Source organism: Alkalihalobacillus sp. MEB130 (assembly GCF_032335535.1).
Classification (GTDB): Bacteria; Bacillota; Bacilli; order Bacillales; family Bacillaceae_D; genus Halalkalibacter.
In genome coordinates this window covers 1-18,880 of sequence record NZ_JAOANA010000008.1, presented here as the reverse complement: position 1 = coordinate 18,880, position 18,880 = coordinate 1, and the positions used below count along the sequence as shown (strand labels likewise).

Here is an 18,880-nt window from a genome sequence, read left to right as displayed (position 1 = left end):
TTACACCATACATAGCTATTTAACTCCCGCCTCTTGTAACATCCATTCAATGTGGCCTCCATAGCCTGATGTTGGATCATTTACAAAAACATGCGTAACCGCACCAATCAACTTGCCCTCTTGAATAATTGGGCTACCACTCATCCCTTGTACAATTCCTCCTGTTGTTTCTAGTAATTTAGGGTCGGTTACTTTAATAATTAATCCTTTTGTTGTTGGAGACTTTCTTGGATTTGATTTAAGAATCTCAATATCAAATTCTTGTACTTTATCTCCCTCTATAACCGTAAGTATTTTAGCGGGACCTTCTTTAATTTGATCAGCAGAAGCTACAGGAATAGGTTGATCAAAAAAAGTATCTTTATTGAATACTTCTCCAAAAAGACCAAAAGGACTATTTAATGTAACTGAACCTAAAAGCTCCTGATTAGGTAAGAACTTTGCTATCTTCTCACCAGGTTCACCGTTAACCCCTTTCTTAATTGATGTAACAGGGGACAACATTATTTGACCATCATGAACAACGGTTGCCTGTTTGGTTCCAGCTTCTGATATAACGTGACCAAGTGCCCCGTATTTATTCGTATCAGGGTGAAAGAATGTTAGAGTACCTATACCTGCCGTGAAATCACGTATATATAGCCCTGATTGATATTTGTCGTCTTCTTTATTTCTTAAAGGTGTTAATTCTTTCAAAAAAAATTGATTATCTCTCCTAATTTCTATTTTTAGTATTTCTTTTTTCTCACCAGCTTCTTGAACAATTTCTTCCACTTGATCCGCCCTACTTATAGGATTCCCATTAATTTTCGTTATCAAGTCTCCTACTTCTATTCCTGCCTTAACTGCAGGTGATTCTTCTCCAACTGAAGACTTAACAGAATGATAGCCTGCGACAACCACGCCTTCTTTATTTAGCTTGACACCAATGGATTGACCTCCGGGCAAAATTTTCAGTTCTGGTAATGTACGAACCTGAACTTGTTTAATTGGAAAATTACCTATTTCAATTGTCAAAGTTGTATCATTGGCTTCTTTGCTTGTTGCAGTGATTGAGGTTGTACCTGTTCTATTATTTGTAGAAGTAGTAATGTTTGTAACAAGTTTTTCATTTTCAGTTTTTGTAGAAAAGTCACCTATACGTGTAGAAGAAACTTCCCAGCTTATTTGCTGCCCTTCATAAACAGTAATCTCATTTGGAATACTTATGACATCTTGAACAGGCGTAGAATAGCCCACGAAAAATATACTTAGTAAGAGAATACAACCAATTAATTTTCTGATCCCCTCGCCCTTCACAACTTCAGCCTCCTTGGTACAATACATGTGTTAACTTAATCTCCTAAATTTGAAAGCTACATAATTAAAAAATGATGACATTTAACACTCAAGCCCATGACAACTAACTTCTTGGACAACCTTATTTTTTAATTCATTCTTGGGAATTTACAAAATTTTTATGCTTTTATTAATCATTTATCTTAATTTAATTTCTTCTTCCTTTTTTTAAGAGACGACACTTTAATAAAACATAAAACAGCTGACCTTAAATGGTCAGCTGTTTTTAGAATGTCTATTTTTTCTTTCTCTTCTTCCCTTTATTATTTTTTTGTTGCTTCACTACCTCATCAAGATATCCTTGATTAGCTAAACCTGCTCTTCTTCGATAAATCCAAGTTATTACTGCCCCAATAATCAATATAATAGAAGCTACTTGTGCCGTTCGCAAAGTATCACCCATCATCAGGTTATCTAATCTCATTCCTTCTATGACAAAGCGACCAATAGAATACCAAATGAGATAGCTATAAAAAATTTCACCTTGTTTCAGGTTTAACCTGCGCAGACAAAGTAAAATTGCAACACCAATTATATTCCAGGTTGATTCATATAAAAATGTTGGATGATAGTAGGTTCCATTAATATACATTTGATTGATAATAAAATTAGGTAACATAAGATTTTCGAGAAACTCTCTTGTTACAGGTCCACCATACACTTCCTGATTCATGAAGTTACCCCAACGACCAATGGCCTGAGCCAGTATGATACTAGGTGCAGCAATATCCAACAATTTAAATATTGGTATATTTTGTTTTTTGGCATAAACAATAGCTGTCGCTACACCGCCAATTAATCCACCATGTATAGCTAAGCCACCCTCCCATATATACAACATTCTTATAGGGTCGTCTACGTAATGTTCAAATCGGAAGGCCACATAATACAAGCGGGCACAAATAATGGAGATAGGTAATGCCCATAGAAGTAAATCTGCAAATGTATCTTTCGGTAGCCCTCGTTTAATCGTTTCCCGTGTAGCCATTATATAACCAATGGCTACACCGGTCCCAATAAGTGCCCCATACCAATAGATTTTTAAAGGACCGATTTCAATAAAAATTCTGCTTAACGGTTGTATTGTTTCTTCCATTTCCCTTTCACCTCTTAGCTGTTTAATTGTTTTGCAAAGTTAATATAAAATCTGAACTATAGTTATTAATATATAAGGAAAGTTTGAATTAATTATGAAAATTAAATATAATTCCTGTTAGATCTTTTATAATTTAACTAGTTTCAAAGGTACGTTGATAGTTTCGATGATTGATACAGGTACGTTCAAAGGGAAATTCATCCTCCCTACCACAAACAGGATACGTAATAAATTCAGCCTTTCTAATTTTTAAAGTATATAAGAGAATCTCCTATCCAAAGTCCTAATAAGTAGAACTTCGATTTTATGTCAATGTCTCTTTCTCACAGACAAAGACAAAAGCAGGAGGAATATTTAAAGGAACTACTTTAAGACTCGTTTTATCAAAAGCCGCATTAAGATAAAGAAGCAAAAAAGGTGTATATTGAAAAGCAATAAATTTCCCGCCTGGTTTGAGAACATAGTCTATCTGATCAAGTAAATTGAATAGTTCTTCTTTTTTGAAATTTAGTAAAGGAAGACCAGAAAAAATATAATCAATTGAATTTTCTTGTTCATTTAGGAGCCCCTTCAAGTTAAAAGCATCATCAAAAATAGTAATTTCAGAAGCAAATCTGTTTAACGATTGTTTTAAGGAGTTATTGTTTTCAAATACTATTAATGGGTGATTTAGTTTTGATTCTTTGAGTATTGTTTCAGTAAGAACTCCTGTCCCAGCTCCTAATTCAACAACCTTCGAATTTTTTTGTAATTTTACTTGGTTAACCATACTCTGAACGAGGTAAGGAGAGCTAGGGATAATACTTCCAATAGCCTTTGGGGAGTGCATAAAACTTTTCAAGAAAACTCTTTTCTCATTTGGCATAATAAAAACCCCTTATTTTCGTTAATAAGAGGATTATTTCATATGAATTTGTTCAAAGTATGAAGTTTAGTAGTTTTAATAAAAAGTTATGTTATTCTGAAAAATTAATTTTTAACTTACCTGACAATTACGAGCTGCACGAGCCCTTTATATCCGACTCTTAATATATCTGCAGCTATGCTTCTTACAAAAAAATGCAACAACTTAATATAATACAAACCAAAAAAGGGATAAATGACTTATTATCTCATTTACCCCTTTCTGTTTTCATTTTATTGACTTTACTCTTAATTGAGTTATATTTTTAATTCTTTCTTTTTCCTTCCTCTGCCAATACTTCCCACGATTTCCCAAAGTCCTTTGTCTCATAAATACTTTGGCTCATTGATCCGAGTACTATCTTTTGATCATCTGTTGGATGGTTACTAATATACATAATGTAATCATCGTCTACCTTAAAATTCAAAGATGCCCATGTTTCTCCAAAGTCTTCACTTAAATACAAGCCTTCCTTTTCTCCGAAGAGATAGGCTACTAAATCTTCTGAATCAGAATCAAGAGTTTGGAAAGAACTTGCGCTAAGATTATTTTCTTTTAAAGCCCACGTTTGACCACCGTCTGATGATTCATACATTCCAGTCTCAGTTCCAGCTAGCAAGTAATCAGGAGATTGCGGATGAGACGTTAATGAAAGAACGGAAGCTACAGGTCCTGGTAATCCTGCTGTATCCACCACATCCCAATCATAACCTCCATCGTTTGACCGATATAGGTTTGAGTTGTATACATCAATTCCATACATGATTTCTTGGTTTCCTTCATTTACGTGTAAAAGATGAAAATCAACTTCCTCATAAAGTGCAATTGGTTCCCATGTTTCACCAGAATCATGACTAATGATAACCCCTAATGGATCAACATAGTCAGACCGAGCACCAGGGTGCCCGCTTGAGATCATTACGTTTTCATCTATAACTGTATAACCCATGAAATCATGCTGATGTTCTGGCTCACCAACTAGTTCCCAACTTTCTTCATTTAAATTAATTAAGCCCATATGTGTAGCTAAAAAAATACTCTCGTCATGTTGTGAGTATTCTAATCCATGAATATGCATAAACGAGTCGATCTGATTTGTGTCATTTGAGCATGCTGATATAACAAATAGAGATAGAGTAATAATGCTAGCCATTAATCCTTTTTTCATTGAAATAATCCCCTTTAAATGTGTTATCTTTTTGTTGAAAATTTGCTCACTTTATCGTTAAAACCTTCTACGATAGAGCGACAACTTTTATTTTAACATGTTCTTTCTCTTTACAAATTCTTCTTCTGAGATTTTACCGGTTGCGAAACGTTCCTCCAAAATGGCAAAGGGAGACTTCGCTTTACTTTCCAATCGAAACAAAAGCCTTAGTATTAAATAAATGATTACAAGCAGAGCAAGTGCAACAAATCCCACTTTTAAGATATACGACATCATTTCAGCTGAATCTTCATACGTATGATCCCCTCTTTTAAAAACCCATAAAACCATTAAAAATATTATTTACTAAATAAGAGGTAATTCTAGTCATCCAATCAAAATATAAAAATACACCAAATATGATCATTAAAATTCCGCCAAATTTCATAATGAGATTTGTATATTTTTTAATCCAATTCATTCTCCCAAAAAAGAATGTCATCATAAAGAACGGTATGGCAAACCCAATACTATAAGCACTCATATAAAGCATCCCGGAACCCGGGTTGGTCATACTTAAAGTAATGACTGAAGCTAGGATGGGACCAATACAAGGAGTCCACCCAGCTGCAAAAGCAATTCCTATTACATAAGTTCCGACATATCCACTTGGTTTTTTTGAAAATTGGAATTGATGATTTTTCATTAGAAACGACGGCCTGATTACTCCAAGAGTTACCAGTCCAAACAAAATAATAAAAATGGCCCCTAGTTGTCTAATGAGATTATTGTATTTCAAGAATAGGTCTCCTATTAATGTTGTGGACATTCCAAGCACAACAAAAATAGTAGAAAACCCTAAAATAAAGATGAACGTGTGTAACATAGCTCTTGGAGGTAGAAAACGACCTTTTTTCTTCATCTCATCCACCGTCATCCCAGTTATATAGGATAGAAAGGCTGGATATAATGGGAGATTGCAGGGGGAAATAAAAGATAAAACCCCCGCTCCAAAAGCCAATAATATAGTTAAATCTGCCATTAGAATCTCCTTTTACGCGTATGAATGTAATCCTGCGATGACTAAATTGATAAATAGTAAGTTAAACATGATAATCCCAAAACCAATCACTAAAAGCCATGCGGATTTCTCACCATGCCAACCCCTTGATAGTCTTAAATGTAAATAGGCAGCATAAAAAAGAAACGTTATAAGAGCCCAAACTTCTTTTGGATCCCATCCCCAAAATCGTGTCCAAGCGATTTGAGCCCAAATCATGGCAAATATTAATCCACCTAAAGTAAAGACTGGAAACCCAATAATAATCGATCTGTAACTAACTTCATCAAATAGTTGTGGACTAACGTTTTTCAAGATAGGTTGTATCGCAGCTGCAATCCGTCTTCTCAGAATGAAACGCAATAAAAGATAAAGAATGCTACCTGATAGAATTGACCAGAAAAACGTATTCAATTTTCTTGGGGACTCCACTCCGTTCATCCAGCTAGGTGTTTCCAGTAATGGTCCGAACCGGTTTTGATCAGCTGTGATTAATTCACCTTCATAAGGACCTACAATAGCCGGTAGTTCATATTCAAGCTGTGCCTCCATTTCCCATTCATTTATCCAATTAAAAGTGACAGAGTAATTATTTAATGAAAACACTCCGACTGTAATTGCAATGGCCACAGCACACGTAACCGAATAAATAACAGCCTCAAGCCAAAATGTTTGTTTTGAGCGCTTACTTTGGTCAACGACACGTATAAGGTAGATTAAACCTGCAATAAATCCAACCCCTAGAATCCCTTGACCAATAGCAGTGGTTATCACATGAATATGAAGCCAGTAAGTTTGCAAGGCAGGTATTAAAGGCGTAACTTCGCTTGGGAATACTGATGCATAGGCAATGATCACAATTCCAACAGGCATTGAGAAAATACCTAATACCGGCTTCTTATAAATAAGATAAAGAATGAGAAACGCAAAAATAATGGTTAATCCTAAGAACGTGGTATATTCAAACATATTACTAACCGGGGCATGTCCAGCCGCAATCCACCTAGTGACAAAATACCCTAGTTGTGCTAAAAATCCTGCACACGCCAGACCAAAGCTGATCCATCCCCACCTCTTCGTTTTATTAACTGATTTACTATTTTCATAATAGATCGTAATAGAGAAAGCAATTGTCGCGAAAATGTAGATAAAAAACGCCGCGAGCAATAGATTACTACTTAGTTCGACCATATTGTAACACTCCCAAACTACTTATTTGTCTTCTGTCCTATCGACCGGCTGTTCGAGCTCTGCCTCTTTTGCCACTTCAGCCATTTCACGTTTAAAAGCATACCAATTCTTATTCGTATGGCCTGCCATCATTACTTTCCCATTCTCTTCTTGTATCCAAATTCTCCGGTGAGTCCAATAGCTTCCCTGGACTAATCCGATCATAAAAATGAATCCACCTATAACTAAAATGGGTAAAGTATAGTCTTTTCGAACAATCAGCGCAGATACATGTTTTGTCTCTAGATCAGATAATCGAATTGAATAAACATTCTCATTTGTAGGATCAAAATTACGTCCAATGGTTAAAAAACTCACTTCTTTTTTTTCTTGATTTGGACTATTCACTTCAAAGATAAAGGCTGGATTATCAGGAATCCTTGATTTGGTACTTGGAATTCCATCATTATTTAAATAATAGTCTGGAAGATAATCTTGTAATTTAACGTAGTAGTCGTTAGGGAGATCATACTGTTGTTCAGGATAAAATAGATCAACTGTAAACTCTCCAATCATTTCTCCTGTTTCATCATTTTCAACTGTAAACATCATCTTATTTAACTCGTGAAGTTTATAATCAACTTGGTAAAGACCAAATCCATCAAATTTAAAAGGATCATTTACTCTGATTTGATACGAATCCACTTCTTGAAGATCGCGTTGTGAACCTACTGGGCCGTCATCGTTTCGTTGGTACAATGTCACATTTGTTTGATAAGTTTTAACAACAACTCCCCCTGCTCTATCAATCGCCGTTTGGAAGAGCTCGTCATTTTCATCGTATAATTCAACGATAAACTGATGATTTTCGAGATAGTATTCTCCATTTGTCCCTGGGATGACCTCCGTATCCCCTTCTCGAACCCAAAGGTGGTGATCAACAAACATTCCCGGAAAAAAGCGTAGCATCCCACCAATTAAGAAAATAATGAGACCAATATGGTTTACATAAGGTCCCCATCTAGCAAACCGTCCTTTTTCAGCTAAAATAGAGGTTCCATCTGTTCTAACGTTGTATTTTTTCCCTTTTAAACTATTCAACCATTTTTCAGTATTTGCCGTTTTATCTAGTTGTGTTTCACTCACTAGACGCTGTTTCTTCATAAAATTGATGTGCTTATGGACACGTTGGTGTTTTAAGGAACGATATAATGGAAAAAAACGATCCACACTAGCAATGATAAGTGAAACGGTCAAAGCAGCCATTAATAATAAATACCACCAAGATTGATATAGGTTATGAAAGCCTAATTCATAATACACTTGTCCGAGGAACCCATATTGATCTTGATAGTACTCTGCCGGGTTAACGGCTGGTGGTATATACATTTCCTGTGGAAGAATGGTTCCCAATGATGACGCTAGCAACAAAATGACAATAATCCAAATCCCTACTTTTACTGAGGAGAAAAAATTCCATATTTGATCAACTATCGTTTTATTGTAGGTTTGCGAACGTCTTGCTGCTCCTTCATAACGCATATTTAAAACTTGCTGATTTTCACTCGCGACTAATGGTTTGCCGCATCCTCCACATAAGTCTGTTCCTTGAGGATTTTGCTGTCCACAAGAACAGCTAAGGTTATTCATTTCAATCACTCCTGCGGTTTAATACTTTCCATATACTGTGCGATCGCTTGCTCTGACATGCCTCCTGTAATGATGTTAATGATTTCTCCTTCCGCATTGATTAGAAATGTAGTAGGAAGTGGAATAACACCATAACGGTCTAATACTTGTTGTCCTTTATCCATTGGAATTGGGAACGTTAAGTTTAGTCTTTCGACGAAGCGCTGAACGGTTAATTCGGGTTCACCTACATTAACAGCAAGGATTTCAACTCCCTGATCTTTATATATCGCATATTGATTTTCCATATAAGGCATCTCACGCTCACATGGTGGACAATATGTACCCCAGAAATTCAAAAAAACACCTTGCCCCCGGTAATCTTCAAGCTCTACCTCATTGCCATTAAGATCTGTAAGAACAAAATTTGGTGCTTCATCGCCTACCCGAACAGCTGCATCCGCATCTGAAAAAAAATTAGAATAGAATGTATACCCTATCGCGATTGCCATGATGAGCAAGGTCACTGTTCGGATAAATAATCGTCTAGTTTTCATAAAATTCCTCCTTTAAACCTACAATATTTAAGAGTATAAAGAGAAATTGTGAAGGAATCATGGAGAAATGCTAAATTGGAAAATCTGTCACATCCTATTCATATATTCAATATGGCATAAAAAATGAGCCCCTTAATATTAAGAGAACCCATTAATTATTATTTAATATGCTTTGCCTTTTTGGTGTAGATTTTAAAGATAATATAAACGCAACTTACTAGGAAAACTGGAATAAGAGTATATAAACAAATGGTAATAAAGGTAAGACTGAGATGACGATGTGCTTCAGGTAGAATCCAAGTTGCTGAAATCGTTAAACATATAATTCCTAATAAAGTAAAAACAAAAATAACTAGCCATTCTGCTTTCTTCAATTGGCTTCATCTCACTTTAATCCGAAATTTTGGGTAGAATAATAGTGAATTCAGTACCTTCACCAACAGTGCTTTCCACCTCAATTGTCCCATTTTGTAACTCTATTAGTTGCTTCACAATGGACAATCCAAGACCAGTACCACCGAAAGCCCTAGACCGAGACTTTTCTACTCGATAAAAACGCTCGAATATATACGGTAGCTCATCTTCTTCCATGCCAATTCCCGTGTCCCTAACCTTAATCTTAATATTTTCATCAATACTAACAGTAGAAATTGTAATGGATCCTTCTTTCGTATACTTTATTGCGTTTTCGACTAAATTTATAAGAACTTGCTCCAATCTTAAAGGATCACCAAGCACTATACTGTCATCCTTATCAGATAGTTCACCTAAGTATTCTATTTTAAGGTTTTGTTCTAGAGCTTTGTATGCCGTTTTCTTTACAACAAGTTTTATAATTTCATTTATGTTCACTTTTTTATGTTCAAGATTAAAACGGCCTTCGTCCATCTGTGCTAAGTCAAATAAATCATTGACTAAATAAGTTAATCTTGTTGCTTCATGATCAATAATTTCAAGATATTGGTTTCTTTCTTCTTCTGTTTTCCAACGCCCTTCGCGCAAAACTTTTGAGTACCCTTTTAGATATGTCATAGGCGTGCGTAACTCATGTGATATATTGGCGAAAAACTCGCGTCTCTGATCATTTATACGTTGTAAACTAAATGCTAAATCATTAATAGCTCGCGCAAGTGTCCCTAACTCATCACCTGATTTCTGAACGATACGTGTATTATAGTTACCTTTAGAAATTTGTCTTGCCGCTTTTTCCATACTGACTAATGGCTGAGATAATTTTTTGGAAATAAAATAAGTAAGTCCAATTCCCAGAAATAAAGCACCAATTGCTGAGAGTTTTAGGAAGTTTTGCACGTTTTTTATGGACAGTATGATACTCTCGAGTGAAGAAAAAACAATAACATGTCCCTTGGCATTATTTACATTTATATGTGAAGCTGTCGCAATATACGTTTTCCCATCACTATCTTCAAACGAATTGGTCATATAGTGGTGTGAATTTGCAGAATGGATAAGGTCAAGAAGATACTCTGTGTCATGATGACTCATTACAAAATTCGATTGAGCCCAGACCTCTCCTTCATCACTAAGTGCTATCATTTTTTGATTCGAGATTTTCGCAGCTACTTCCACAACCTCTAATCGGTTTTCAACTGTACTATCATTAATTAAATTAGCATATTGAGAAGACAGCATATGTGTTTCTTCTTGGGCTTGACTAACATAAAACCCATAAAAAATTTGATTCATAACAAAGCCTAACGGTAATATTATCGTAATTAATAAGAGTAGAATCGTAAGTCCTAATTTAATATCAATTCGATTCATAAGTTATCCCATCTCTTTTTATACAAATTTGTATCCAACACCCCATACAGTTATTATTCGATTATTTTTTAGTCCAGCAGCATAAAGTTTTGATCGTATATTTTTGATATGAGAGTCTACAGTTCTTTGTGCTCCTACATAATCCTCTCCCCAGATTAAATAAAGCAAGTCGTCTCTCGTATATACTCGTTGTGGATTTAAAGCGATCTTATATAAAAGCTCGAACTCTTTTGCTGTTAATTCAACCAATTCATTGTTCACATAGACACTTCTATTTTCATAATAAATGGATAATCCATCTTCAAATGCTAACTTCACCTCGTCTTTCTTTGCCTCAATTGTGGTTACTCTTCTTAGCAATGCTTTTACACGAGCTATTAACTCTTCTGGCTCAAATGGTTTTGTAAGGTAATCATCTGCTCCTAAATTTAACCCATCTACTCGATCTTCTAATGCCTTTCTAGCTGAGAGCATTAGTATCGGAATTGTTGAATACTCTCTTACGATTTTACATACTTCAAAACCATCAAGATCTGGCATCATAATATCTAGTATAATCAGATCATAATTATCTGGGTTATTCCGAATCTTTGTAATAGCTTCCTTACCCGTCGAAGCCTCAAATAGAACAAATCCCTCATCCTTCAAATATATCGATAAAAGAGTTCGCATTTGAAACTCATCATCAACAATTAAAATAGTTTTGTTTTCAATCATATGATTAACCCCTTAGTATTTAATTTGAAACGAAATGGTAAAAATTATGAAAAGCATGTTATCATATTAATGTTAAAATTCTATTGTAAAAGGAAGTTCCCATATCGTTTCTGACAAATTTGCTCTTGAAACCATTAATACAATAGTCTCAGGTAGTGGTTGAGCGAACTCATATTCACCTTTTATCGTATTTAGATTTTGTTCAGTTTTAGACACCAATGGATAAATCCTCTCTCCTTCAAGCTCTATCGTTACCCCTATTCCTTTTGTTGGATGTACATCATTTAAATTTAACCTTAAATAGTTATCCTTTATATCTATATTTGTTAGTATAATTCCGTCACTCATAACATTATTTCTATTCCCATCTATTTCAAAGGTAACTAATTTTTTATTTAAAGTTGGCTTAACGTATAACGAAAAAGATAGGAATCCTGCTAATTTTTGGTTTTCACTTTCACTTAAATAGAACTCGCGTATCATCACTTTCTCATCATTAACGAACTCTGTTTTTTGCTCCTCATTAATTTTGTAAAATTCATGACCATTAGCTAAAATGATCTGACTTGGAAAAGCAACAGCATAATCATTTTTGTTAATTCCGCCCTCTGTAATACTTTCCAGCGTTACTGTTAAGAAAAAACCATTCTCTACTTCCTCGATTTCATCTATTTCCACTTTTATATAACTGTTTTCGTAAATATATTGAACGTCTTTGATATCTGGTTGTTGACATCCAGCCAAAGTAATAAAAATGAATATCAGTACTAATATTATTCTCACATTACTCCTCCTATAGCCCACACATTTATAAAGGGGTAACCAGTCCATTTATATTAAGTTACACTAACTACCATTATTTATAGAGAGAAAATATTACTAGTTGCACTATTAATAGAATTCTACTTCCCTGATTGAAAACTGCTTGCATTTGATATAACAATAGGAGATAAATGTGGAGAAAATATGAAGATAATAAACTAAGATCTTACCTTTTCAAAAAACACTGTAGGCGTTGATGCTCATTCATTTGAACCTACAGCTAGACAAATGACTGAAATAATGGAAGGTGAGTCTCTGAAGCTTACTCATCTTTTTGTCAAACAAATTTTCACGATAAGGTTATTGAAATGATACAGAAATTGGTGCCGACATTATTCTTACACAACCGTGCAGTAGCTCCTTCTGAGATATTACGATCAATGAGAATTATATAAGTTTGATGAAACGAAACAGTCAAAATACGCAAAAAATACTGAGTCATTAAAACAAAACAAACATGACTCATATATAGGAGTCATGTTTGTTTATATTTTCTATGAAATTACTCAGGTTTATTCGGGATGTTAGGATCTATTGAAAAGCTTGGTTCAAAACCTTTATAACGGACTTCCGCCATCATTCCTGCATTGGCATGGTGAAATTCATGGCAATGGAACATCCAAATCCCTGGGTTCTTTGCTTCAAAGACAATTTCATATGTTTCCCCTGGTCTGACATTCAATGTATCTTTTAAGATTGGTGATCCAGAGATAGATACTCCGTCCTTAGAGATAACATTGAAAAATTCTCCATGTAAATGCATTGGGTGGTCAACATCCGTGTCATTTACAATTGTAAATTTCACCACGTCTCCTTCTTCAACTTCATAGCTCTCATGGTCTGGAAACAATTTATCATTAATTGTAAACGTCTCGCCACCATCATTTGTTCCAAGATTCATATCGAACTCTTTTGTGATTTCAGGTAGATTTACATCAACTGCTTCTCCGTAGGTAGTAAAGTCAAAAAATGAAGAAATCGATTCCGTCGTTTGAAGATCATTATCTTCATAATCATTATAAATAATAGGTATTAAAGACTGTAAATTCTCTCGGTTCTCTTCAGCGAAAACCTGTATACCCCATGCCCCTGGATTGTCTAGATCTATTACAACATCATAGCGTTCAGCAGGTGCTATACGAAATGCTGTATCGTTTAACCATTCAGGTTCATTAACAGGCTGGCCATCATAATTTGTGATTTGAAAAGAGTGCCCTGGAATCGAAACAACTTGAGTAAAGAGCCCTGCATTCAGAAAACGAAGTTTCATTTTATTTCCTTCTTCAACTTGAATTGACTCTATTTGCGGAGTGGCTTTTCCATTAATAATCATAGTATCATACATTTCATTCATCATTTCAGCATGACTTAACCCATTACTATCACTACTCATATCGCCATGATCCATTTCCTCTTCTTCCATATTGCCATGGTCCATTTCTTCGTGATCCATATCTCCATGATTCATGCTTCCATGGTCCATATTACCGTGATCCATAGCACCATGATCCATACCGCTGTGATCCATGTCTCCCATTCCCATAGAGGACCATTCATCAATTACGACCACTTCATCCAGATCATAAGATTCCCCGTCTTTAGGCTCAACAATAAAGACACCGTAAAGACCTTTGCCAACTTGTCTAGCACCATCTTGATGGGAATGATACCAATATGTCCCCGGCACATCAGCCTGATACTCATAAGTAAATGTTTCTCCAGGCATGATTGCATTTTGTGTTACACCAGGAACACCATCCATTTCATTTGGAACCGGAAATCCGTGTAAATGGAGAGCAGTGGGTTCATCTAGTGAATTGGTCACATTTACTACTACACTATCGCCTTCTAGAACTCTAATTTCTTGACCAGGTAAACTACCATTATATGTCCATGCATCATCCATGATCTCATCATTGAACATCCAGTGAGTTTCTGTCACATTTAGATCAAAAACTCTCTTTCCATCTACTTCTGAAGTCACATCCTGTGTTTGTTCTTCCTGCTGAGGCTCACCATGTCCCATCGCAGAATGATCAACTGCATCATTTGAACAGCCGGCTATAACGAATGACAATACCAGAGCTATTCCAGCTAAACCGTATGATTTTTTCAATGTTAATTTCCCCTTTTCCAAAAATAATGTTTGATTAGCTTTCAAATATAAGTCTAAAAAAAAAGTATATAGAATTTATGAAGAAATGAACTTAAACATCATTTTCATAAAAACGTCACACTTTTCCTCTGAAAAAATAAACAAGAAATTTAAATTACGTCTATAAATTTTCCTTTTTTAGAAGGATACAATCATCATTTTTTAATAAATAAATGTGAAATACATCACCTCTACATAGGCCCAAAACTCTTGTTAATTCTGTAGGAATACGAATTGAGCCTCTATCACTAACTATCATTTTATTATCAAGAGAATGATCCGAGTATTTTTTAATAATAAGATCTTTTGAGCCACCTTTTAACCCTATCGCAACCTCTTCTCCAGGTAAGATATTCAACCTCCTCCTAATTGCACTCGGAATAGTAATGTGCTGCTTATGCTTAAGACTACACGTTAATTTACTATCAACTAGTTCATTAACTCTTTCTTTAATATTGCAACTTTTTATCATTTATTAACACCTCATTTCAATGACTATTAATAGAATAGGATTGAAATTTAAAGAAAGTGTGAAGAAGTCGTAATAATTTTTAAGGTATATTTTGTGAAATTTAGCTATTTACGTAACCCAAAAGATATAAACTACTGAACATTAATCATAAGAAAACACACCATCCCTTATTTGTAGGTATGGTGTGTTTTCTTTAAAGAATAAATCAATTACTGACTTAAACCATCAATAATCATATTAATATTTGATTCCATCATTTTTAAATAGGTATCTCCATCTGTTCGTTCTTTTCCTAAAAAATCTGTATATACGGTACCTACAATAGGTACACCAGTTTCCTTTGATCCGAATCTTGTGAAAAGATTAACAACTACATCATCAAAATCTTCTTTATAATTTAGTTCTCTCATATATAATCGCACAAAATGAATGTCTTTTGAGTACTCTTTCAATTGTTTCTTACCAATCATTATTTTAGTCTATCCTAAGCTCTTTAAGATGTCACAAAGGACAGTCTATTTTAGCTCTCTATAGTGTTAGGAACAAATAATTATAAAAAAAAATAATTAGAACTTCAAGTCATATTTTTGAACATATCTGGTGCCAAGTTTGGTGCCCATTTCTAAAAATTTATTGATACTACGTAAGATTCTATATCACACAAACCTTATTACATAGCACCTTACAGCACTTCATAGTACTACAAAATATATACCACCAAGAACTTCAAAACCGCTTGGGAGGCGCGTGCCGTCTCTGGTAGGTTCGATTCCTACACAGTCCCGCCAAATCAACGTTTTTAAGACCTGATCAATTTTAGGTTTTACATATAGACCGTGTGGGCAATACAAAGAAAACCGTTCGACCTCCTTTGCTATGTAGGGATCTTTCCCTCAAATCGAAGGAGGTTTTTATTTTGGCAAACCAAAGTAAACGTAAGGGTAGGAAAACCATTTCACAAAGAACGTTTTATGATGAAGTTCCTTTAGCTGAAGAGAAAAAAGAGCAACAGTTAGATGCATTATTTCAGACATTTATGAAGTCAAAAGAACTTGAAGGGTTGAGAGAACGTACACTAAAGGATCACAGTACCCACTTTCGGTATTTTGTTTCATTTTTAAACAATGCTTATCCAAGTGTTAAACTAGGTATAGATATTACGACTGAAATGGTAAGGGATTATATTTATTACATGACAAAAGAGAAGATGCTTTGGGATGATCATACCAGCTCAGCTTATAAGCATATAGAGAAGAAGGGTCTCTCTCCTGTCACAGTTAATGTACGGCTAAGAACCTTGAAATGCTTTTTCAAGTTTTTATTTGATGAAAATTATATTCTAATTAACCCTACGGCACGAATAAAGCTCTTAAAAACGAAAGAAGATACTATTCCGTCGTTCTCAGAAACACAAGTCCAAGACCTATTAAAGCAGCCTGATCAAAGGAGCTATGCAGGCTTTAGAGATTATGTGTTAATGGTTACGTTTATTGATACAGGAATCCGATGCAAAGAGATATTGGGCATAGAGAAAAAGCACTTTGATGAAATCCAAAAGACAATAACAATTCCTTCCCATTTAGCAAAGAATGGTAAAGAGAGAATCGTGCCTCTTTCACAAAAAACAGCAAAGTTAATTAAAATACTAATCAATGAAAGTAGAGCATTCGAAGAACCAGCTGATAACATTTTTCTGAGCAATTTTGGAGAGAAATTAGATGCAAGTGGCATTAGAGAAAGAATTAAAGATTATGGAGATGAATCAGACATAAGGGATGTAAGAGTCTCCCCTCATACGTTCCGACATACATTTGCGAAGTTTTATATTTTAAATGGTGGTGATCCTTTTACACTTCAGAGGATACTGGGGCATTCTAGCATGAACATGGTGAGAAAATACATTCAGATGAATGGAGAAGATATCAAATCCCAACATCATCAATATAGTCCCATTCAGCATTTGATGGAAAGTTAAACAATTAGCTATTTTAATAAGTAAGCCATCAACTATAGTAAATGATAATAGTTGATGGCTTTTATTTGAAACATTTTTTCGAGTTGGATTATTAAGAAATTTTTTTCTTAATCCTTTTTACTAAGTGGCGAATGCTTACCCTTTATTTCTCTAAGAGTATTAGTTGAAAATCGTGAATACTTTTTAGAGGCTACCTCAGTTGTATGTCCCATGATAGCCATCATAGAACGCGGATCTCCTCCATTTCTCAGGTAATCAATACAGAATGTATGGCGTAATTTATGTGGATGTACGGATTCTGTTATTCCTGCTTTCTCTTTATATTTGGTAAGGTTACTCCTAAAGCTACTAGCAGCTAGTTTTTTCCCAGTTGTACTGCTTATGAAAATATGGAAAGATTCATCATTTACTTCATTGTTCATTTTGATTAGCTGCTTTAATAGGAAGCCTGTTCTTTTTCTAATTGGAACAATACGAAATTCCCCATCTTTAGTAACTTGTGAAGGGAATTTAATGTAGAGTTCTTCCAAGTTTACATCATCAAGAGTCAAATTCAATGTTTCAGTAATCCGAGGTCCGTCATCTAACAAGATATTTATGATACAATAATCTCGAAATCCATGAAAAGTCTTGCGGTCAGGTGCTTTTAGTAGTAGTGAATAATCTTTCACACTTAAGAATTTAGGTTCTGTCTCATCTACCTTTAATTTCTTTATCCCTTTCCAAGGAGATTGTTGAATGTACCCTTCCTCAACATAAAAATTGAATTGTGCCTTAAGTGAATTGGTCCGTATGTTTATCGTAGAAGGACTTAGACCTTTTTTATCCTTTGTTATATGTCGATGATCATCATAAAGTACTTTTTCTTCCAACATATATTCAATGTACTTTTGGCATGTTTTTTTATCAATCTGTTCTAGGTAGGTAAACGCCTTGTTTCTCAGCTTAAGAAATCCTTTAAAATAATTAAGGTGTGTGATATGGTCCTTTATGGTCCGTGCTTTTTCTCCACCAATCTTTTTTTGAAAGATAAACTCTTCAAATGCATCTTCTAGCTTGATATTGTTACGGTATTCTATCAACATCTACAACTCCTTAAATAAGAAAAAGCACCCAAACGAGACCTAAGTAATTAGGCTTCGTGAGGGTGCTTCCCTTTTCGATTATTAAATTTGTGAATCTATCTATGATGTAATCTTAAAATAGATTTTATGTGACGGCAACAACAGGTACACAAAAAAATAAAAAAATTTTTATTAAAGCCTAAGAGCAGAAATGTTGTTTATAATCACCTTCAAAAAAGGTCTTATGGAAATTGTTACAAAGCATAAATTGCTACCGGTGGTCAGTCTAGAGAAAGCCTCATAACCCCTTATTTTAAAAGGTTTCATAGGGATAGTGTATAAAATTTGTGTAATGAAGTTTGGGTATTTTTGAAAAGAAAATAATTAGTAAATGGATTAGAAATTATTTTATAAATTCTCTTTTCCTCAACAACACGATTCAATAGTTTTTATATATGTGCACTTTAATTATACTATATTTATCCTCATATTTCTCTTCTTTTATCTTGCATAATTCATGCTCCTGTTATAACACATATTTAGTTAATTAATGGAGATAAATCTTCCTGTTTCATCAATTCCCAACCGCTTTTTATTTTTAACTAACTCTCTCCATAAACCATTATAAAGTCCTTTGTGCAAATAATTACAAACCGTTTCCTCCGCTATAGAAAGTAGTAACTGGTTTATATTTAATCTTGAATGATCAACCGCTTGAATTTTATTAGGTAAATTTCCCTTTATTATTGTTGGATTTCTATTAATTAGTGATTCTAGGTATTTATCATTAGCCTTTATATGAAAGCCATATGGACCGAATTCTACATAAGGATACTTTGTTAAATTACCTGAACTCTTATGTTGTTTATTGCAAAATAAAAGTGCAGAGCTTTGCAAAGGAAAAATGCAGAGTCCTGCACTTTATTTTATAAGTGCATAAAAAAAGACTTGCCAGTCACCCCAAGTCCCTCTACTGTAATGGTGTCGAA

General features: G+C 34.5%; 16 protein-coding genes and 1 pseudogene. 1 reads left to right on the top strand and 16 read right to left on the bottom strand.

The window, feature by feature from the left end:
• Positions 1-15 precede the first annotated feature (15 nt).
• The 14 genes and pseudogenes from spoIVB to N0O92_RS09600 all read right to left on the bottom strand — a co-directional run.
• Entirely contained in the window at positions 16-1,299 is a 1,284-nt protein-coding gene (gene spoIVB, locus N0O92_RS09665) for a SpoIVB peptidase (protein WP_250095581.1), read from the bottom strand.
• Between the two features lie 274 nt (positions 1,300-1,573).
• Complete coding sequence (lgt, locus tag N0O92_RS09660; protein ID WP_250095580.1) at positions 1,574-2,434, bottom strand: prolipoprotein diacylglyceryl transferase; 861 nt, start codon at positions 2,432-2,434, stop codon at positions 1,574-1,576.
• Positions 2,435-2,738: 304 nt separating this feature from the next.
• Complete coding sequence (locus tag N0O92_RS09655) at positions 2,739-3,299, bottom strand: class I SAM-dependent methyltransferase (RefSeq protein ID WP_250095579.1); 561 nt, start codon at positions 3,297-3,299, stop codon at positions 2,739-2,741.
• 304 nt (positions 3,300-3,603) lie between these two features.
• A complete protein-coding gene (locus N0O92_RS09650) occupies positions 3,604-4,506 on the bottom strand; it encodes a F510_1955 family glycosylhydrolase (protein ID WP_034632503.1) in 903 nt (300 codons plus the stop codon).
• A 310-nt stretch (positions 4,507-4,816) separates the two neighbouring features.
• The gene (locus N0O92_RS09645; protein ID WP_250095578.1) at positions 4,817-5,527 is read right to left on the bottom strand and encodes a cytochrome c biogenesis CcdA family protein; all 711 of its coding nucleotides are present in this window, start codon (positions 5,525-5,527) and stop codon (positions 4,817-4,819) included.
• Positions 5,528-5,539: 12 nt separating this feature from the next.
• Positions 5,540-6,736 carry a c-type cytochrome biogenesis protein CcsB gene (gene ccsB, locus N0O92_RS09640; protein ID WP_250095577.1) on the bottom strand — a complete coding sequence of 399 codons (1,197 nt, stop codon included), beginning with the start codon at positions 6,734-6,736 and terminating at the stop codon, positions 5,540-5,542.
• Between the two features lie 21 nt (positions 6,737-6,757).
• Positions 6,758-8,365: a cytochrome c biogenesis protein ResB gene (gene resB / locus N0O92_RS09635; RefSeq protein ID WP_250095576.1), complete on the bottom strand. Its 1,608-nt coding sequence runs from the start codon at positions 8,363-8,365 to the stop codon at positions 6,758-6,760.
• Positions 8,366-8,370: 5 nt separating this feature from the next.
• The gene (resA, locus tag N0O92_RS09630; RefSeq protein WP_034633130.1) at positions 8,371-8,901 is read right to left on the bottom strand and encodes a thiol-disulfide oxidoreductase ResA; all 531 of its coding nucleotides are present in this window, start codon (positions 8,899-8,901) and stop codon (positions 8,371-8,373) included.
• Positions 8,902-9,291: 390 nt separating this feature from the next.
• On the bottom strand, positions 9,292-10,686 hold the full coding sequence (locus tag N0O92_RS09625) for a sensor histidine kinase (protein ID WP_250095574.1): 1,395 nt from the start codon (positions 10,684-10,686) through the stop codon (positions 9,292-9,294).
• An 18-nt stretch (positions 10,687-10,704) separates the two neighbouring features.
• Positions 10,705-11,403: a response regulator transcription factor gene (locus N0O92_RS09620; protein ID WP_250095573.1), complete on the bottom strand. Its 699-nt coding sequence runs from the start codon at positions 11,401-11,403 to the stop codon at positions 10,705-10,707.
• A gap of 72 nt (positions 11,404-11,475) precedes the next feature.
• Positions 11,476-12,186 carry a hypothetical protein gene (locus N0O92_RS09615; protein WP_315614465.1) on the bottom strand — a complete coding sequence of 237 codons (711 nt, stop codon included), beginning with the start codon at positions 12,184-12,186 and terminating at the stop codon, positions 11,476-11,478.
• A 541-nt stretch (positions 12,187-12,727) separates the two neighbouring features.
• Positions 12,728-14,341 carry a multicopper oxidase family protein gene (locus N0O92_RS09610; protein WP_315614464.1) on the bottom strand — a complete coding sequence of 538 codons (1,614 nt, stop codon included), beginning with the start codon at positions 14,339-14,341 and terminating at the stop codon, positions 12,728-12,730.
• 160 nt (positions 14,342-14,501) lie between these two features.
• Positions 14,502-14,852 (bottom strand): AbrB/MazE/SpoVT family DNA-binding domain-containing protein, encoded by a 351-nt coding sequence (locus N0O92_RS09605; protein WP_250095570.1) that lies wholly within the window; start codon positions 14,850-14,852, stop codon positions 14,502-14,504.
• Positions 14,853-15,061: 209 nt separating this feature from the next.
• Positions 15,062-15,196, bottom strand: a pseudogene (locus N0O92_RS09600) (metal ABC transporter substrate-binding protein); the annotation flags it as partial.
• 572 nt (positions 15,197-15,768) lie between these two features.
• Here N0O92_RS09600 and N0O92_RS09595 point away from each other — a divergent pair.
• Entirely contained in the window at positions 15,769-16,827 is a 1,059-nt protein-coding gene (locus tag N0O92_RS09595; protein ID WP_315614463.1) for a tyrosine-type recombinase/integrase, read from the top strand.
• 107 nt (positions 16,828-16,934) lie between these two features.
• On the opposite strand, the gene N0O92_RS09590 is transcribed toward N0O92_RS09595, so the two are convergent.
• Together N0O92_RS09590 and N0O92_RS09585 are read right to left on the bottom strand one after the other, a co-directional pair.
• Positions 16,935-17,912 (bottom strand): tyrosine-type recombinase/integrase, encoded by a 978-nt coding sequence (locus tag N0O92_RS09590; RefSeq protein WP_250096249.1) that lies wholly within the window; start codon positions 17,910-17,912, stop codon positions 16,935-16,937.
• A gap of 522 nt (positions 17,913-18,434) precedes the next feature.
• Positions 18,435-18,788: a hypothetical protein gene (locus N0O92_RS09585; protein ID WP_315614462.1), complete on the bottom strand. Its 354-nt coding sequence runs from the start codon at positions 18,786-18,788 to the stop codon at positions 18,435-18,437.
• Positions 18,789-18,880: the final 92 nt, after the last annotated feature.